The 15,975-nt window shown below is 40.2% G+C and carries 13 protein-coding genes and 2 pseudogenes; 12 read left to right on the top strand and 3 right to left on the bottom strand.

All coding sequences use genetic code 11. The features are described from left to right. Positions 1–119: 119 nt before the first annotated feature. Positions 120–737 carry a hypothetical protein gene (locus NSA57_RS18140; protein ID WP_257465692.1) on the top strand — a complete coding sequence of 206 codons (618 nt, stop codon included), beginning with the start codon at positions 120–122 and terminating at the stop codon, positions 735–737. A gap of 30 nt (positions 738–767) precedes the next feature. Here the strand turns inward: NSA57_RS18140 and NSA57_RS18135 are convergent, their stop codons facing one another. Both NSA57_RS18135 and NSA57_RS18130 read right to left on the bottom strand, forming a co-directional pair. Then, positions 768–1,349 (bottom strand): 4Fe-4S binding protein, encoded by a 582-nt coding sequence (locus NSA57_RS18135; RefSeq protein WP_257465691.1) that lies wholly within the window; start codon positions 1,347–1,349, stop codon positions 768–770. Next, positions 1,346–1,558 carry a 4Fe-4S dicluster domain-containing protein gene (locus tag NSA57_RS18130; protein ID WP_257465690.1) on the bottom strand — a complete coding sequence of 71 codons (213 nt, stop codon included), beginning with the start codon at positions 1,556–1,558 and terminating at the stop codon, positions 1,346–1,348. Before NSA57_RS18130 ends, NSA57_RS18135 begins: the two co-directional genes overlap by 4 nt. Before the next feature lie 163 nt (positions 1,559–1,721). On the opposite strand from NSA57_RS18130, the pseudogene NSA57_RS18125 reads away from it, so the two are divergent. The 6 genes and pseudogenes from NSA57_RS18125 to NSA57_RS18100 form a co-directional block, all read left to right on the top strand. Continuing rightward, positions 1,722–1,904, top strand: a pseudogene (locus NSA57_RS18125) (TnpV protein); the annotation flags it as partial. Between the two features lie 218 nt (positions 1,905–2,122). Beyond that, positions 2,123–2,413 (top strand): annotated as a pseudogene (locus tag NSA57_RS18120) (DUF1016 N-terminal domain-containing protein); the annotation flags it as partial. Continuing rightward, positions 2,411–3,016, top strand: a complete 606-nt coding sequence (locus NSA57_RS18115) for a PDDEXK nuclease domain-containing protein (RefSeq protein ID WP_306814157.1) — start codon at positions 2,411–2,413, stop codon at positions 3,014–3,016. The pseudogene NSA57_RS18120 and the gene NSA57_RS18115, both read left to right, overlap by 3 nt. 93 nt (positions 3,017–3,109) lie before the next feature. Beyond that, complete coding sequence (locus NSA57_RS18110; RefSeq protein ID WP_257465689.1) at positions 3,110–3,424, top strand: helix-turn-helix domain-containing protein; 315 nt, start codon at positions 3,110–3,112, stop codon at positions 3,422–3,424. A 265-nt stretch (positions 3,425–3,689) separates the two neighbouring features. Then, positions 3,690–6,104 (top strand): glycoside hydrolase family 94 protein, encoded by a 2,415-nt coding sequence (locus NSA57_RS18105; protein WP_257465688.1) that lies wholly within the window; start codon positions 3,690–3,692, stop codon positions 6,102–6,104. A gap of 17 nt (positions 6,105–6,121) precedes the next feature. Beyond that, positions 6,122–8,821 (top strand): GH36-type glycosyl hydrolase domain-containing protein, encoded by a 2,700-nt coding sequence (locus NSA57_RS18100; RefSeq protein WP_257465687.1) that lies wholly within the window; start codon positions 6,122–6,124, stop codon positions 8,819–8,821. Between the two features lie 104 nt (positions 8,822–8,925). Here the strand turns inward: NSA57_RS18100 and NSA57_RS18095 are convergent, their stop codons facing one another. Next, positions 8,926–9,666: an AraC family transcriptional regulator gene (locus tag NSA57_RS18095; protein ID WP_257465686.1), complete on the bottom strand. Its 741-nt coding sequence runs from the start codon at positions 9,664–9,666 to the stop codon at positions 8,926–8,928. A 141-nt stretch (positions 9,667–9,807) separates the two neighbouring features. Between NSA57_RS18095 and NSA57_RS18090 the strand changes: the two genes are divergently transcribed. From NSA57_RS18090 to NSA57_RS18070, 5 genes are all read left to right on the top strand, one after another. Continuing rightward, complete coding sequence (locus NSA57_RS18090) at positions 9,808–11,187, top strand: carbohydrate ABC transporter substrate-binding protein (protein ID WP_257465685.1); 1,380 nt, start codon at positions 9,808–9,810, stop codon at positions 11,185–11,187. 90 nt (positions 11,188–11,277) lie between these two features. Then, the gene (locus NSA57_RS18085; protein WP_257465684.1) at positions 11,278–12,234 is read left to right on the top strand and encodes a carbohydrate ABC transporter permease; all 957 of its coding nucleotides are present in this window, start codon (positions 11,278–11,280) and stop codon (positions 12,232–12,234) included. Further along, positions 12,234–13,082: a carbohydrate ABC transporter permease gene (locus NSA57_RS18080; RefSeq protein ID WP_009245748.1), complete on the top strand. Its 849-nt coding sequence runs from the start codon at positions 12,234–12,236 to the stop codon at positions 13,080–13,082. The genes NSA57_RS18085 and NSA57_RS18080 overlap by 1 nt, the downstream gene beginning before the upstream one ends. Positions 13,083–13,164: 82 nt before the next feature. Next, positions 13,165–15,606, top strand: a complete 2,442-nt coding sequence (locus NSA57_RS18075) for a glycoside hydrolase family 3 protein (RefSeq protein ID WP_257465683.1) — start codon at positions 13,165–13,167, stop codon at positions 15,604–15,606. 14 nt (positions 15,607–15,620) lie between these two features. Then, complete coding sequence (locus NSA57_RS18070) at positions 15,621–15,908, top strand: hypothetical protein (RefSeq protein WP_257465682.1); 288 nt, start codon at positions 15,621–15,623, stop codon at positions 15,906–15,908. Positions 15,909–15,975: the final 67 nt, after the last annotated feature.

The following is a 15,975-nucleotide window of genomic DNA, read 5'->3' as shown; positions in this document are numbered from 1 at the left end:
AGGGAGGTCAATGCTCTTTTTATTTGTAAACCTCCTGTAATTCAAGGTTTTAAAGGATTTTAGAACAATAAAAACAGGTAGTTTTTGACACTACCTTCATAACAGGGAGGGAAATTCAGATGAAAAAAATTTTGGCGGGAATCGTAGTGTTCGGGCTATTGGCAGGCTTCAGTGCATGTGCAGGAAAAGATTCGTTGATGAATAAAAAAGAGATAATTACTCCCTATGTACTTTCCGAGAAGGAGCAGCATCTTCTGGAAGCTTTTGGTATGGCAGACAATTCACAGATCCTCTCTTTTTGTACTCCCGAAGAAGCTGTCGCTGTAAAAGCAAGTGTTTATCAGTTAAAAAAAGATTTTTCCTGGGAAGAGATTGGAAATGGAGCGCTTTATTTAGATACTATGAATGAGTCCGGGGAGCAGGCTAATGGAACGTTTGCTATGGAAATAAGAGAAGATCGCTCCATGGATTTTCATATCAATTTTGCAGGTCAGATTTCTTTTTCAGTAAAGGATACAGAGCCGGGTCAGGAATATGTATCCAGTACAAAGGGATTTCTGAAGGAAGCGCAGAAGATTGAATTGAATCAGGAAATTCCGGTAGCGATAATGATATATGATAATGGAACTGAAATGGAGACCTGCACAGTACAGGATTATTTTACGCCGGAGAAATTTAAAAATATGGATCTGGTACAGGCTGTAACATTGGAGTTCTTGGATAAAGAACTCCAATAATAGACCGGATGGGTAAAAAGCAGATAAAACTCAACATGTGCGACTGTTGTTTTTGGCCCGGCAGATCAGCTGTGTCATAGTACCCATGGGACAATATACGCACCAGCTCCGGGGTTTATAGAGAAACATTGTAATAAAACCAAGGATCGTGGATGTGAGCATAACGCTGTAAAAGCCGAAAGCAAATTGGGCAGTGCCGGGATGGAACAGCGTACCGTGATAAGCCCAGTTCCATGGAAGTTTAAAAGTCCATAGAAGAGTTACGACCTGAGAAAGTTTGCGTGTTCCGGAAAATACCAGAAAGGTATTCCAAAGCATCTGAAAGAACATGATAAAAAAGAAAATCAGGAATCCATATCGAAACCATTTGTTTTTCATCCATTTTGGAATATCTTTTCTGCGGGAAAGTCCAAATCTTCCTCCAAGCAAAGAGAAGAGCTGGCCTCTTCCGCAGTAACGGTTGCAGTAGCCTTTTGTCCCTTTGACTATGGAAATAATCAGGGGAATAAAAAAGCACAGAAGTCCAAGCCACGCAAAAAGAATATTAAAAAATCCAAGGATCAGGTATGTAAGAGATAAAATCCACAGATAGTCATACCAGTGTTTTTTCATGGCTGTACCTCCTGGAGTAAAATTACGGATCCAGGACATTCTGTGGCACATTTTCCGCATCCGATACATTTTTCCATATGTATTTTTGCCATAATTCCTTTCCATATTTCTATTGCGTTTCTGGGGCACACCTTAATACAGCAGCCGCAGGCAACGCACTCCTGAGCGCTGACAAGAGCCTTTTTCTTTTTTCTGATTTTTTGTTCCATTCTGGTACCTCCTGAATTTAGTAGTATAAGTATAGTATGAAAATTGAGGAAAGTCTGTGATTTTATCACGGAAGAGGATAACAACCATGTGGCAATAGGCTGGGATTTTATTATGAATGTGGAAAAATATGTATGAACATATCGGAGAAAAAGATATTAATATGGAGAATATCTTCTGGAAATGGACAAGTCAGCCAGAGAACGGGAAGAAGTGATCCTGAAGCTGTTGGAAGAAAAAGAATCATTGCCAGATAAGGAAAAAGATCAGATGGCATGGGTAAGAGAGGCCAATCAGCACAGAGCGATTGCGGAAGAGATTGTTCTTAAGGAATTGATTTATGTTTAATTGAAGGTGATGAGGTCGTGGATTGCGACCTCATTATTATATGTGAGTATGAAATAGCAGTAGGCATAATGAGAAAAATAGGGTAATATAACAGCAAGCAGTTGGTATGGTTTTGAAATGCTACTTTGGAATTTCAAGTTATAGAAGGGAATCAACAATGAAAAAAGAGATATTAATAGCAGATTAATATTGATAACATTTATGATGAAATAAATGCGTTGATCAGAGAAAAGAAAACTAATGTAAAAAAAGTTGTTGCAGAAGTCAGTAAACGTCTGGAACAGGAGTATGGTTCGGGATTTGATAAAACATCAATTTCAAGAATGATTAAGTTTTATCAGGAATTTCCTGACTTCGAAAAAGTTGCGACACTGTCGCAACAATTGATCTGATTGCATTTTGTAGAGATTCTGCCAATACAAGATGAGTTAAAAAGAGATTTTTATGCCGCAATGTGTATGCAGGAAAACTGGTCAGTACGAACATTGCATGAAAGAAAAGAATCCATGCTTTATGAACGCACTGCAATATCGAAGAAACCAGAAGAAACGATTAAAAATGAAATTGCGGAATTACGAGATGATGGAAAAATGAGTCTGGACCTTTTTTACAGAGATCCATATATGCTTTATTTTCTCGGTTTACGTGATACTTATAGTGAAAAAGATTTAGAAAATGCTATTCTTGCAGAATTAGAAAAATTTATTCTGGAAATGGGATCGGATTTTGCATTTTTAGCAAGACAGAAACATTTTGTACTGGATGGCAAGGACTACTATATAGATTTATTATTCTATCATAGAGGCTTGCGAAGGTTGGTTCTTGTTGAACTAAAGCTTGGAGAATTTGGACCACAGGATAAAGGACAAGTTGAACCGTATTTGCGAAGGTTGGAAAAGAATGAAAGAGTGGAAGGTGAAGAAAGTCCGGTTGCACTTATATTATGTGCAGAAAAGTCACAGGAAACCATAGAATTAATGCAATTGGATCATGGAAATATCCATGTGGGACAGTATATGACCAAAATGCCTCCAAAAGAACTTTTAGAACAGAAGCTATCCCTTGCTATTGCAAATGCGAGAGAATTGTTAGAACAAAGGAAAGAAGAATAGAAATTTTCAATTTAATAATGAAGTGCAGAGAAAGGCGTGAGTCATAGAAATGTGGCTTGCGTCTTTTTCTGTCTGGAAAGGAAGTGAGATAGAATGGCACAGATTTTTCGTGTAGAGAGAACTAAGAATTTTACGGTAATGAATAATCACCATTTCAAGAATAAGAATCTGACATTGAAAGCGAAAGGTCTATTATCGCTGATGTTAAGTTTGCCAGATGACTGGAATTACAATATGCAAGGACTGGCAACATTGAGCAGAGATGGGATTGATTCTGTTCGTTCTGCAATTAAGGAATTAGAGCATCATGGATATGTGGAACGTCATAGATTGCGTAATGAGTATGGCTTTTATGGCGATACCGAATATATTATCCGGGAAGTTCCATTAGGAGAAGAAAATGATTAAGTGGAGAATAGAAGTGCCTAAGGGTGGATAGTCCAATTTTGGACAATCAGGTCATAGGAAATTTCTATCTCCGGACATCAGAAAATAGGAAAACCAGATATGGTAAATTCCTTTTTGTCATGTCACGAATTTGATATTTTAAGTTCTTATTTTGTATATTAATGTGTTCTGATTTGATATTCTTTTATCACAGTAAAGATAGAATTGCAGATAGTAGGAATGGCTGCAATTTGTTTATAATAAGTGTGATAGGAGAATGTGAAGTATGAAATATGGTTTTTTTGACGAATCGAAAAAAGAATATGTGATCACAAGACCGGATACACCGGCACCTTGGGTGAACTATCTTGGATCTCCAGAATATGGAGCAATTATTTCTAATAATGCAGGTGGATATAGCTTTGCAAAATCAGGAGCGAACGGAAGAATTTTAAGATATATCTTCAATCAGTTTGACCAGCCGGGAAGATATATCTACTTAAGAGATCAGGAGAGCGAAGATTATTGGTCAGCTTCCTGGCAGCCGGTAGGAAAAGATCTGAATTCTTATAAGAGCGAATGTCATCATGGTACAGCATACACAAAGATGATGGCTGATTATAGCGAGATCCATTCAGAAGTAAGATACTATGTTCCGCTGGATCAGTCTTATGAAGTGTGGAATCTTGCAGTGACAAATACCTCGGATCGCATGCGCAAGATCAATGTAACAGGCTATGCAGAATTTACAAACAACAGCAATTACGAGCAGGATCAGGTAAATCTTCAGTACTCTCAGTTCATTACAAGAACAGTGTTCCGTGGAAACCGTGTGCGGCAGCTGATCCATGCCAATCTGGATCAGCTGGAAGATGGAAAAGATGTGGATGACAAGATCGTTGTTGACCGTTTCTTCGGACTTGCAGGTGCAAAGGTTGATTCCTGGTGTGGAAGCAGGGAAGGTTTCCTTGGAAGATATCATGGATACAACAATCCTGTCGGAGTGGAAGATGGTATTTTAAATTGTGAAGGAAATTATAATGAAAATGGATGTGGAGCATTAGCTACAATCCTGATTTTATATCCGGGAGAGACAAAAGAAATAGCATTTCTTGTTGGTATGAAAGAAGATGTTGATGCAGAAAAAATCATGTCTCGTTATGAGGATTGTGAAACAGTCTGCAGAAATGAACTGGAAGAATTAATCCAGTACTGGCATGGACATCTGTCCCATTTCCAGGTGAAGACACCAAGCGAAGAATTTAATATAATGATCAATACATGGAATGCATATAACTGCTTTATGACATTTATCTGGTCACGTGCTGCATCCTTTACATATTGTGGACTGAGAAATGGATACGGTTATCGTGACACAGTACAGGATATCCAGGGTGTGATCCATCTGGCACCGGAGATGGCAGTAGAGAAGATCCGCTTCATGCTTTCTGCACAAGTAAATAATGGTGGAGGGCTTCCACTTGTAAAATTCACACACAATCCGGGACATGAGGATACACCGGATGATGCTTCTTATGTGCAGGAGACAGGACACCCGGCTTATCGTGCAGATGATGCGCTGTGGCTGTTCCCGACAGTATACAAATACATTTCCGAGACGGGAAATCTGGAATTTATCGATGAAGTGATTCCGTTTGCAAATAAAGAAGAAGGTACCGTGTACGAGCATTTGAAACGTGCAGTAGATTTCTCCATGAATCATCTTGGAAAGCATGGTATGCCGGCAGGCCTTTATGCTGACTGGAATGACTGCTTAAGACTCGGAAAAGATGGAGAGTCAACCTTCGTTGCATTACAGTTCTACTATGCAATGACAATTTTGAAGGAATTTGCTGAGTATAAGAAAGACACAGAATATCTGAATTATCTGGAGGAAAGTCAGAAGAAGCTGGAAAAACTGATCCAGGATCTCTGTTGGAACGAAGACCGCTTTATCCGTGGCTTCACAGAGGATGGTGAAGTGATCGGACAGCGCACAGATCCGGAGGCAAATATGTGGCTGAACCCACAGAGCTGGTCTGTGATCAGTGGGCTTGCAAATGAAGCGCAGGCAGATCTTGCACTTCAGAATGTATATGACAAACTGAATACAGAATATGGTGCAATCCTGATGGATCCTCCGTATCATGCACATGCATTTGACGGTGCACTGGCTGTGATCTACAATGCCGGAACAAAGGAAAATGCAGGAATTTTCTCACAGTCTCAGGGATGGATCATTCTTGCAGAGGCGCTTCGTGGACACGGAGAGAGAGCATTTAACTATTTTATTGAAAATGCACCGGCTGCACAGAATAATCGTGCAGAGATCAGAAGACTTGAACCATACTGCTATGGACAGTTTACAGAAGGAAAACACAGCCCGAACTTCGGCCGTTCTCATGTACACTGGCTGACAGGAACAGCATCTACGGTTATGGTGGGATGTGTAGAAGGAATTCTCGGAATGCGGCCAGACTTCTATGGACTGAAGATTGCTCCGTCAGTACCGAAAGAGTGGGAGGAATTTGAAATCGAAAAAGATTTCAGAGGTTCACATTTACATATCGTTGTGAAAAATCCGGGGCATGCAGAGTCAGGATGTGAAAAACTTTTCGTAAATGGAGAACAAATGAAAGATAATTATATTCCACAGGAGAAGTTAACAAAGACAACAGAGGTAGAATTATTCCTTTCTTAAATGACGAGGGACTGGACATGAGAAAAATCAATTTTACAGATAAAAACGGAACATTTACGATTACAAATCCGGAAAATTATAGTGGACTTTACTTACCACTGGCAGGAGAAGAAGGTCTGAAATCCAGTATTACACCAACTTTGGGGGGAGATAGTAAAACGGACCAGAATCATTTCCTTCTCGAACCTGTCAGCATTGAAAACCTTCACAATAACCGTGGCACCAGAAATTTCTGGTGTCGGGTAGAAGGAAAAGGCTACTGGTCAGCATGTGGAGTTTCAGCGGAGCAGGAGTTTGATAAATATACAGACAGACAGGATGAAAGCACTCTGGAAGCAGGAATGATGTGGCAGAAGTTGACAAGAACTTCAAAAAAATATGATCTTCAGTCAGAAATCACATCCTTTGTTTCTATTGATGGCACAACAGAGATCCAGCTGATCAAGATTACAAATCTTTCGGAAGAAGAACAGGAAGTAACACCGATCGTTGCCATTCCGGTTTATGGAAGAAGTGCAGATAATATCCGCGACCACAGACATGTTACATCACTTCTTCACAGAATCGACACGAAAGAATGTGGCGTAGAAGTTACACCGGTATTATCCTTTGATGAGCGTGGACATCAGAAAAATGATACGACTTATTTTGTATATGGTTTTACAGCAGAAGGAAATGCCCCGAAGGAGTTTTATCCGACTGTTGAAAGCTTTATTGGAGAGGGAGGTTCTTTCCTGATTCCGGAAGCAGTACGTGTAGAAAAAACGGGATGTACCGCAGGCTGCCATCTGGAGGGGAAAGAGGCTGTTGGGGCATTCAGGTTTGAACGCAGAAAATTAAAAGCAAATGAATCAATAGAGTATGTTGTTCTTGCCGGAGCAACGGGAGAAAAGGCTTCCATTTCAAAAATCTGTACTTTATTTGGTACGAAGGAGCAAGCGGAAAACGAGCTTGCCAAAGTGAAAAAGTATTGGACAGAAAAAGTAAATGTAGAGTTTGAAACCGGTGATGAAGCTACAGACAATTATCTGAAGTGGATTTGCTTCCAGCCAATTTTAAGAAGAATTTATGGATGTTCCTTCCTTCCATATCACGATTATGGAAAAGGAGGAAGAGGCTGGAGAGATCTCTGGCAGGATTGCCTTGCACTTCTGATTATGAATCCCTCAAGCGTCCGTCAGATGATCGTGGATAATTATGGCGGAGTAAGAATTGATGGAACAAATGCGACAATCATCGGAAATAAGCAGGGTGAGTTTATTGCAGACAGAAACAATATTACACGTGTCTGGATGGATCATGCATTCTGGCCATTTGTAACGACTCGTCTGTATCTGGATCAGACAGGAGATATGGAGGTTCTGTTTGAAAAGGTTCCGTATTTTAAAGATTTGCAGTCTATGAGAGGTACTGCACATGATAAGTTTTGGAACAGCGAATATGGACAGAAGCAGAAAACAGAAAGAGACCACATTTATTTCGGAACAGTTTTGGAGCATATTCTTTTACAGAATCTGTGTGCGTTCTATGATGTAGGAGAGCATAATGAAATGCGTCTTCATGGTGCCGACTGGAATGATGCACTGGACATGGCATGGGAGAAGGGTGAAAGTGTTGCATTTACCTGTGCTTATGCCGGAAATTTGAGAAATATTGCAAAAACACTCCGTCAGTTGGAAGAAATCAGTGGAAGCAGCAAGATTGAAATTGCACATGAGATGGAAGATCTTCTTGCAGGAAGCGTGGAACTGTATGAAGATGCAGCACGTAAGCAGGCACTCCTTGCAGGATACGCAAAGAAATGTGAACATAATATCAGTGGAGACACAATTGTTGTAAGACTGGATCAACTTGCTGCTAATCTTGAGGGAAAAGCAGACTGGATGATGAAAAACATCCGTGCCAACGAATGGGTGAAGGATGGAGAAGATGGCTGGTTCAATGGCTATTATGATAACCATGGCAGAAAAGTAGAAGGCGTTATGGATGAAAGCGTGAGAATGATGCTGACCGGACAAGTATTTGCCATTATGAGTGGAACGGCAACAGAAGATCAGGTGGAATCTATCTGCAGGAGTGCAGACAAGTATCTTTATGATCAGAAAGCCGGCGGATACCGTTTGAACACAAACTTCCATGAGGAAAAATTTGATCTTGGAAGAATGTTTGGATTTGCTTATGGCGAGAAAGAGAATGGAGCAGTGTTCTCACACATGGCTGTTATGTACTCAAATGCATTGTACCAGAGAGGATTTGCAAAAGAAGGAAATAAAGTACTTCAGGCACTTTTAGATGCAGCAATGGAATTTGATAACAGTAAGATGTATCCTGGACTTCCGGAATATTTTGATAATCAGGGAAGAGGCCTCTATGCATATCTGACAGGCGCTGCAAGCTGGTATATGCTTACCATGATCACAGAAGTGTTTGGTGTGAAAGGAGATTGCGGTGACTTGAAGATCGCACCTGCACTTATGCCGGAACAGTATAATCAGGATGGAAAAGCAGTACTTAAGATGATATTTGCCGGAAGGAACTTTGAGATTATATTCTATAATAAAGAAAAGAAAGAATTTAATCAGTTGAAGATCCGGAAAGCAGCTTGCGATGGAAAAGCATTAGAAATAACAGCTGAAAGGTGTACAATACTTTCAAAGAGAGAGATTCAGATGCTTTCAGTGAAAGAGACACATAAGATTGAAATTGAATTAGTATAATCGACAGATTAAAAAAAGATAAAAATACTGTCAGAAAGAGAATTGCTTTCTGACAGTATTTTTTGTGGGAAAATCTGAAAATTCTTCTGAGAAGAAATCTGATGTTACCACATGCTTTTATAGTATTTGTCCCGGTACTTCTTTGGGGTGAGCCCGGTAAAGCTCTCGAATGTCTGGATGAAGTGACTCTGTGAAGAAAAAGCAAGATAATTTGCGATATCTACAATTGATTTATCTGAGTATCGCAGCAGATGAGTTGCTTTTTCTATCTTCTGCTCACGGATATAATCGCTGACAGAGACTCCCAGATTCTGCTTGAAAATGCGTGAAAGATAATTCGTGGAAAGTTCGGTGTGGTCAGCAAGAACCTGAATCGTGATTCTTTCTTTGATGTGACTGTAAATATAATCAACACATTGCATAACGGGTTTTGATAAAATGGAACTCTTTTTCTGAAGAATCATCTTACCTGTAAAATCCTTTGCCATCTCATGGTGAAGATCTGCAACCTGACGGATCGTTGTGCAGGGATCCATCTTCAGAATATAGAAGTCGCTGAGCCTGTAAGCCTGCTCTGGTTCGAGCCCACCGTCGATACAATAACGGGTCAACATTGCAGCAGTGACAACAAAGTGGTATTTTATATTAGTAAGCGCATTACGGGACAGAACACCTGTTCCTTCCAGGCGAATAAATTCATCTTCGGAACAGTTTTTAATAACTGCTTCCATGTCGCCGGAGCGTACAGCATTATAGAAAGAACATTCTACAGTTGGTAATCTGTGAAGCGTTTCTAATTCGCTGTTTTCGAGTTCTGTATTGTACCATTCATTAGATAAAGCCATAAAAAACCTCCTTTTTTATATTATGACACGAATTTGATATTTTGTTAAGATAAATAATATAATCGGAGAAAAAAAGATGGTATATTTAGTTCAACAACAAGAAAAGCATAGCAGAGTGCTTAGATAAAGGAGGACTTATAAATGAAAAAGAGAGTTGTTGCGATTCTTATGGCAACAGTAGTTGCTGTTGGATTACTTGCCGGATGTGGAAGCAAAGGGGGAAATGGCGGAGAGGCCAGTACAGAAGAAGGAAAGGTAATTAACATTTATTCTTGGAATGATGAGTTCCGTGAGAGACTGGAAGCTGTATATCCTGAAGTTGAGTCAACATCCAAAGATGGAACTGTTACAACATTGAAAGATGGAACAGAGATCCACTGGATCGTCAATCCAAATCAGGATGGTGTTTATCAGCAGAAACTTGATGAGGCACTTATGAAACAGGCAGATGCTGATACAGATGATAAAGTAGATATCTTCCTGTCAGAGACAGACTATGTATACAAATATACAGATGCTGAAGCAGACGCTGCAATGCCACTGAAGGATCTTGGAATTGATCCGGATAAAGATCTTGCAGATCAGTACGACTTCACAAGAACAACAGCATCTGATGCAGACGGAGTTCAGAGAGGATCTACATGGCAGTGCTGTCCGGGAACAATGGTTTACCGTCGTGATATTGCAAAAGAGGTATTCGGAACAGACGATCCGACTGCTGTAGGTGAAAAAGTAAAAGACTGGGCTACTATGAAACAGACAGCAGAAGAACTGAAGCAGAAAGGATATTATGCATTTGCTTCTTATGCTGATACATTCCGTCTCTATGGAAACAACATTTCTGATTCATGGGTAAAAGATGGAGACACAAAGGTTACAGTTGATCCAATGATCATGCAGTGGATTAATGATTCAAAAGAATGGCTGGATGCAGGTTACTTAAACCCGACAGTAAAAGGTCAGTGGAATGATGACTGGAACAAAGCAATGGGAAGTCAGTCCAAAGTATTTGCATTCCTCTTCCCGGCATGGGGTATTGATTTCACACTGAAACCGAACTGGGATGGAGAAGACGGCGTATGGGCAGTAACAAACCCACCGCAGGAATACAACTGGGGAGGATCTTACATCCATGTTGCAACAGGTACAGATAATCTGGAACATGCAAAAGACATTATCCTTGCTATGACAGCAAAAAAAGATAATCTGTTAAAGATCTCCCAGGATTACTCAGACTTTACAAATACAAAATCCGGTATGCAGGAAGCAGCAAACGATGATGCTACATATGGTTCAGAATTCCTTGGCGGACAGAACCCATTCCAGTATTTTGCACCAGTTGCTGAAAACATCAAGATCGCACCACTTTCCGCTTACGATCAGGGATGTGTGGAGTTGCTCCAGAACTCATTCAGCGATTACTTCCAGGACAAAGTTGACTTTGAGAAAGCAAAATCAAACTTTGAAACAGCAATTAAAGAACGTTATCCTGACATTACAGAGGTTGTTTGGCCAGAATAATGTCTGGAATGAACAGATACTAACGCAGGGAGCTCTGTGACAGCAGAGCCTCTGTTCTGTTAGAAGATATTGTGGAAAGGAAGAACCATTATGAAGAAAAAGAAAAAAAGTATTGATTATGGAAAATGGGGATATATATTTATTCTTCCTTTTTTCGTAACATACATTATTTTCTCATTGATACCGTTGATCGATACAGTAAGGTATAGTTTCTTTGAATATTACCGATCAGGAATTAAAGAGGTTGGACCGAATTTTATAGGAATGGCAAACTATGTGAGTCTTCTTCATTCAGATATGCTGAAATATGGAGCGAATACTTTAATTCTGTGGATGATCGGATTTATACCTCAGATTGTGATCGCGCTGGTACTTGCAGCGTGGTTCACTGATGTCCGATTAAAGATTAGAGGGCAGCAGTTTTTCAAAGTTGTCATTTATCTTCCAAACCTGATTATGGCATCTGCATTTGCATTGTTATTCTTTACAATGTTCTCAACAAATGGACCGATTAACTCAATTCTGATGTCAATCGGAATCCTGAAAAAACCGATCGATTTCCTTGGATCTGTATTTGGAACAAGATCGTTGATCGGATTTATGAACTTCCTGATGTGGTTTGGAAATACAACTATTATGTTGATGGCAGCAATCATGGGAATCAGTCAGGACGTCTTCGAGGCATCTGACCTGGATGGATGTAACAGTATCCAGAGATTCTTCTATGTTACACTGCCTTTGATCCGTCCAATTCTGGCATATACATTGATCACATCCATTATTGGCGGACTTCAGATGTTCGATGTTCCTCAGATCCTGACAAATGGACAGGGTAACCCGAACAGAACATCCATGACTCTGATCATGTTCCTGAACAGTCATTTGAAGAGCAAAAACTATGGAATGGCCGGTGCACTTTCTGTATATCTGTTTGTCGTAAGTGCAATCCTCTGTTTCTTTGTATATCGTATGACAAATGATAACGATCCGGATGGTTCTAAGAAAGCAGCTAAGAAAAGAGCAAAAGCAGAAAGGAGAAAGAGATAATGAAATCAAAAACAAAGTCAAGTTGTGGACGTAGCATACTGGCACATACCGTATTGATTCTGTTATCTTTTATGTGTCTGTTTTTCTTCTATGTGTTGATTATAAATGCAACACGTTCTCATGCAGATCTGCAGAAGGGATTCTCAGCACTGCCGGGAAAATATTTCTTTACAAATCTAAAAAATGTAGCGAATGACGGAAGCTTCCCGATGTTCCGTGGTATTTTGAACAGTTTGATCGTATCAGGGTGTTCAGCAGCATTATGTACCTATTTTTCAGCTCTGACAGCATATGGACTTTATGCTTATGATTTTAAAGGGAAAAAAGTAGCATTTACATTTATTATGGCAATCCTTGTTATGCCTACACAGGTTACAGCAATGGGATTCCTGAAATTGGTTACGAACATGGGAATGTATGATTCTCTGCTTCCATTGATCATTCCATCAATTGCATCACCGGCTGTATTTTATTTTATGTACAGTTATCTGCAGTCTTCCCTTCCGATTTCTCTTGTAGAAGCGGCAAGAATAGATGGATCTGGAGAATTTAAGACATTTAACCGCATTGTTCTTCCAATCATGAAGCCGGCAATTGCAGTTCAGGCAATCTTTACTTTCGTTGGTTCCTGGAACAATTACTTCGTTCCGGCTTTGATCATTCAGTCAAAGAATAAGATGACAGTCCCGATCCTGATCGCAACACTTCGTGGAGCAGACTATATGAACTTTGATATGGGTAAAATCTATATGATGATCACAGTAGCAATCGTGCCGATCATTATTATATACCTGCTGTTGTCTAAATATATTATTGCAGGAGTTACTCTTGGTGGAGTAAAAGAATAATAAGAATTAAGTTGTTGGAGGAAGGCTGTCATTTAGTGGGCAGCTTTTTTCTTACAGTTGGTTTATTTAAGGAGATGTGTAAATGGAAACAAATTTGAAACATAGTGGAACAAGAAGTACAGAAGTTTGCCAGCGTGAAATAGATCATGCAGTGTTTGCGCGTGAGGCAGCAGAAGAAGGAATTGTCCTGTTGAAAAATGAAGGACTTCTTCCATTAAAAAAAGATACAAAGATTGCACTTTTGGGAATTGGGGCAGAGAAGACGATCAAAGGTGGTACTGGTTCCGGAGATGTAAATAACAGAGAAAGTGTATCTATATATGCCGGAATGAAAGAAAAAAACGCTGATATTGTAAGCGAGGAGTGGCTGAAAGATTATCACAACCGTTATGAGCAGGCGAGAACAGAGTGGAAGGAGCAGATCTTAGAAGCTGCAAAACATGTAGACAATCCGTTTGATGCCTATGCTGCCAATCCATTTGCCATGCCGGATGGCCGTGCGGTGACAAATGAAGATATCAAGGCTGCAGAAGCAGCGATTTATGTTGTAAGCCGTATTTCCGGCGAAGGAAAGGACAGAAGAAAAAGAAAAGGGGATTATTATCTGAGTGACCAGGAAGAAAAAGATCTGTATTTCCTGAATGAGCAGAAAATCCCAACTGTATTGATCATTAATGCAGGTGGACCGGTAGAACTTACAGACCTGCTGGCTGGAACAGAAAATATATGTGCGATCCTGAATATTTCCCAGCTTGGACAGGAAGGTGGAAATGCAGTTGCTGATATATTGTTTGGAGAATTTACACCGAGTGGAAAGCTGACGACAACATGGACAAAACGCTACGATGATTGTCCGGCAGCAGAGGAATTCGGCTATTTGAACGGAAATCTTGAGACGGAAGAATATGCGGAAGGAATCTATGTTGGATACCGCTATTTTGACAGCTTTGGAATTGAACCATTATTTTCATTTGGTTATGGTCTGTCTTATACAGAATTTGACATTCGACTTTGCGGTATAAATACTGCTTCGAAAGGTGTGACAGTAACTGTTGAGGTAGAAAACACAGGAACAACATACAGCGGAAAAGAAGTTGTGCAGATTTATGCTTCTCTTCCTCAGGATGGAAGCAGAAAAGAATTCCGTCGTCTGGTCGGATATGAAAAGACAGAAGAACTGAAACCGGGAGAGAAAGAGATGCTGAATATTGTTCTTCCTGCAAAGGCGTTCGCAAGCTTTTTGGAAGAGCAGCAGGAGTGGAGAATCCAGGCAGGTGCTTATGGAATATGGATTGGAAACAGCTTGTCAGAGGCAAAACTTTCAGCGGGGGTAAAGGTATCTGCTGATGTAATGATGGAGAAAACAAAGAAACTGGAAGATCATAGTGAAGTCGTTGAAATCAAAGACTGTGCAGAAGAATTATGCAGACGCGCAGAAGAATGGACAGCACTACTTGAGGAACTTCCGAACGTATCATTTGAACCAGAGGCAGAAGAAAAGAAAGTATGCAGATTTTCAGAAGAAACGGAGATTCCTGTAGAAGATTTGATCCCACTTCTGTATGGAAATATGTCTGAAATCAGAAGTACACTTGGAGCATCTGGAATTAAAGTGCCGGGAACAGCAGGAGAGACGAGTGAAGCACTGTTTGATCAATACGGAATCCCATCTTTGATCATGGCAGACGGACCGGCCGGAATCCGCCTGCAGCAAACTTATGAAGTAGACCGTGAGAAAGATACAGTTTATGGAACAGATGTGCTTGGTTCACTTGAAAATGGTTATCTTGTTGGAAAAAAAGACCATGAGGGCGCAGAACGTTACTATCAGTATTGTACTGCATTTCCGGTAGGAACAGCACTTGCACAGTCCTGGAACAAAAAACTAATGGAACAGTTTGGACGGAAGGTTGCGGCAGAGATGGAAGAATTTCATATTAATCTCTGGCTTGCACCGGGATTGAATATTCACAGAAATCCGCTGTGTGGAAGAAACTTTGAATATTATTCAGAAGATCCATTTCTTGCAGGCACACTGGCAGCAGCGGTGACCAGAGGAGTTCAGAGCAGACGGGGATGTGGTGTTACAATCAAGCATTTTGCATGCAATAATCAGGAAGATAACAGAATGGGGGTTGATGCACACGTATCAGAAAGAACATTGAGAGAAATTTATCTCAGAGGTTTTGAAATTGCCGTGAAAGAGGGTGCACCAACTGCGATCATGTCTTCCTATAATCTGATCAATGGTGTGCATGCAGCAAACAGCAAGGACCTTTGTACAAGGATTGCACGTGAAGAGTGGGGATTTGACGGAGTTATAATGTCTGACTGGAATACAACAGTACCGGAGGATGGAAGCATTCCGTGGGTTTGTGTGGCAGCAGGAAATGATATTATTATGCCGGGGAATCCGGATGATGATAAAAACATTCGTGATGCGTATAAAGAAGGAAAACTTACAGAAAAGGAAATCCGTCTTTGTGCAGACAGAATCCTGAAACTGATTCGCAGATTAAGCTGATTGTGTCAATTTAGTTGTTACGAGTCGGAGCTTCTGCCACAAGGCAGGGCTGGTTTGAAAAGGAAAGAACGAAAAAGAATTATATCCGTATGTGGGACTACCGGATACGAAATACTTTGGGAAATATTCGTGTTTTGGATTTTAAGACATCTCATGTAAGGACATTCTTTTCAGCATTGCCAGATGAAGGACTGGCACACAGTACGATCAAAGGTCTTTATGGCTTATTGAATCCCAGTTTTGAACTGGCAGTAGAAGATGGGATTATTCGTAAGAATCCGGTAACTGGAACACTAGTATAACGAATATTAAATAATTGCTATATCAAACGGATGCCGCTTCCTCTTCACTGATTTCATCCATTTTATA

Origin of the sequence: Blautia caecimuris (assembly GCF_024622975.1) — a bacterium.
Lineage (GTDB): Bacteria > Bacillota > Clostridia > Lachnospirales > Lachnospiraceae > Blautia_A > Blautia_A caecimuris.
The sequence above is the reverse complement of the archived record's forward strand: the minus strand, read 5'-3'. Positions and strand labels throughout refer to the sequence as shown.

Bases quoted from the DNA above. Each gene is read 5' to 3' on its own strand.
- NSA57_RS18135 (WP_257465691.1), bottom strand. From the start codon at position 1,349: ATGAAAAAACACTGGTATGACTATCTGTGGATTTTATCTCTTACATAC.
- NSA57_RS18100 (WP_257465687.1), top strand. From the start codon at position 6,122: ATGAGAAAAATCAATTTTACAGATAAAAACGGAACATTTACGATTACA.
- NSA57_RS18095 (WP_257465686.1), bottom strand. From the start codon at position 9,666: ATGGCTTTATCTAATGAATGGTACAATACAGAACTCGAAAACAGCGAA.
- NSA57_RS18140 (WP_257465692.1), top strand. From the start codon at position 120: ATGAAAAAAATTTTGGCGGGAATCGTAGTGTTCGGGCTATTGGCAGGC.
- NSA57_RS18110 (WP_257465689.1), top strand. From the start codon at position 3,110: ATGGCACAGATTTTTCGTGTAGAGAGAACTAAGAATTTTACGGTAATG.
- NSA57_RS18085 (WP_257465684.1), top strand. From the start codon at position 11,278: ATGAAGAAAAAGAAAAAAAGTATTGATTATGGAAAATGGGGATATATA.
- NSA57_RS18115 (WP_306814157.1), top strand. From the start codon at position 2,411: ATGCTTTATGAACGCACTGCAATATCGAAGAAACCAGAAGAAACGATT.
- NSA57_RS18105 (WP_257465688.1), top strand. From the start codon at position 3,690: ATGAAATATGGTTTTTTTGACGAATCGAAAAAAGAATATGTGATCACA.
- NSA57_RS18075 (WP_257465683.1), top strand. From the start codon at position 13,165: ATGGAAACAAATTTGAAACATAGTGGAACAAGAAGTACAGAAGTTTGC.
- NSA57_RS18130 (WP_257465690.1), bottom strand. From the start codon at position 1,558: ATGGAACAAAAAATCAGAAAAAAGAAAAAGGCTCTTGTCAGCGCTCAG.
- NSA57_RS18080 (WP_009245748.1), top strand. From the start codon at position 12,234: ATGAAATCAAAAACAAAGTCAAGTTGTGGACGTAGCATACTGGCACAT.
- NSA57_RS18090 (WP_257465685.1), top strand. From the start codon at position 9,808: ATGAAAAAGAGAGTTGTTGCGATTCTTATGGCAACAGTAGTTGCTGTT.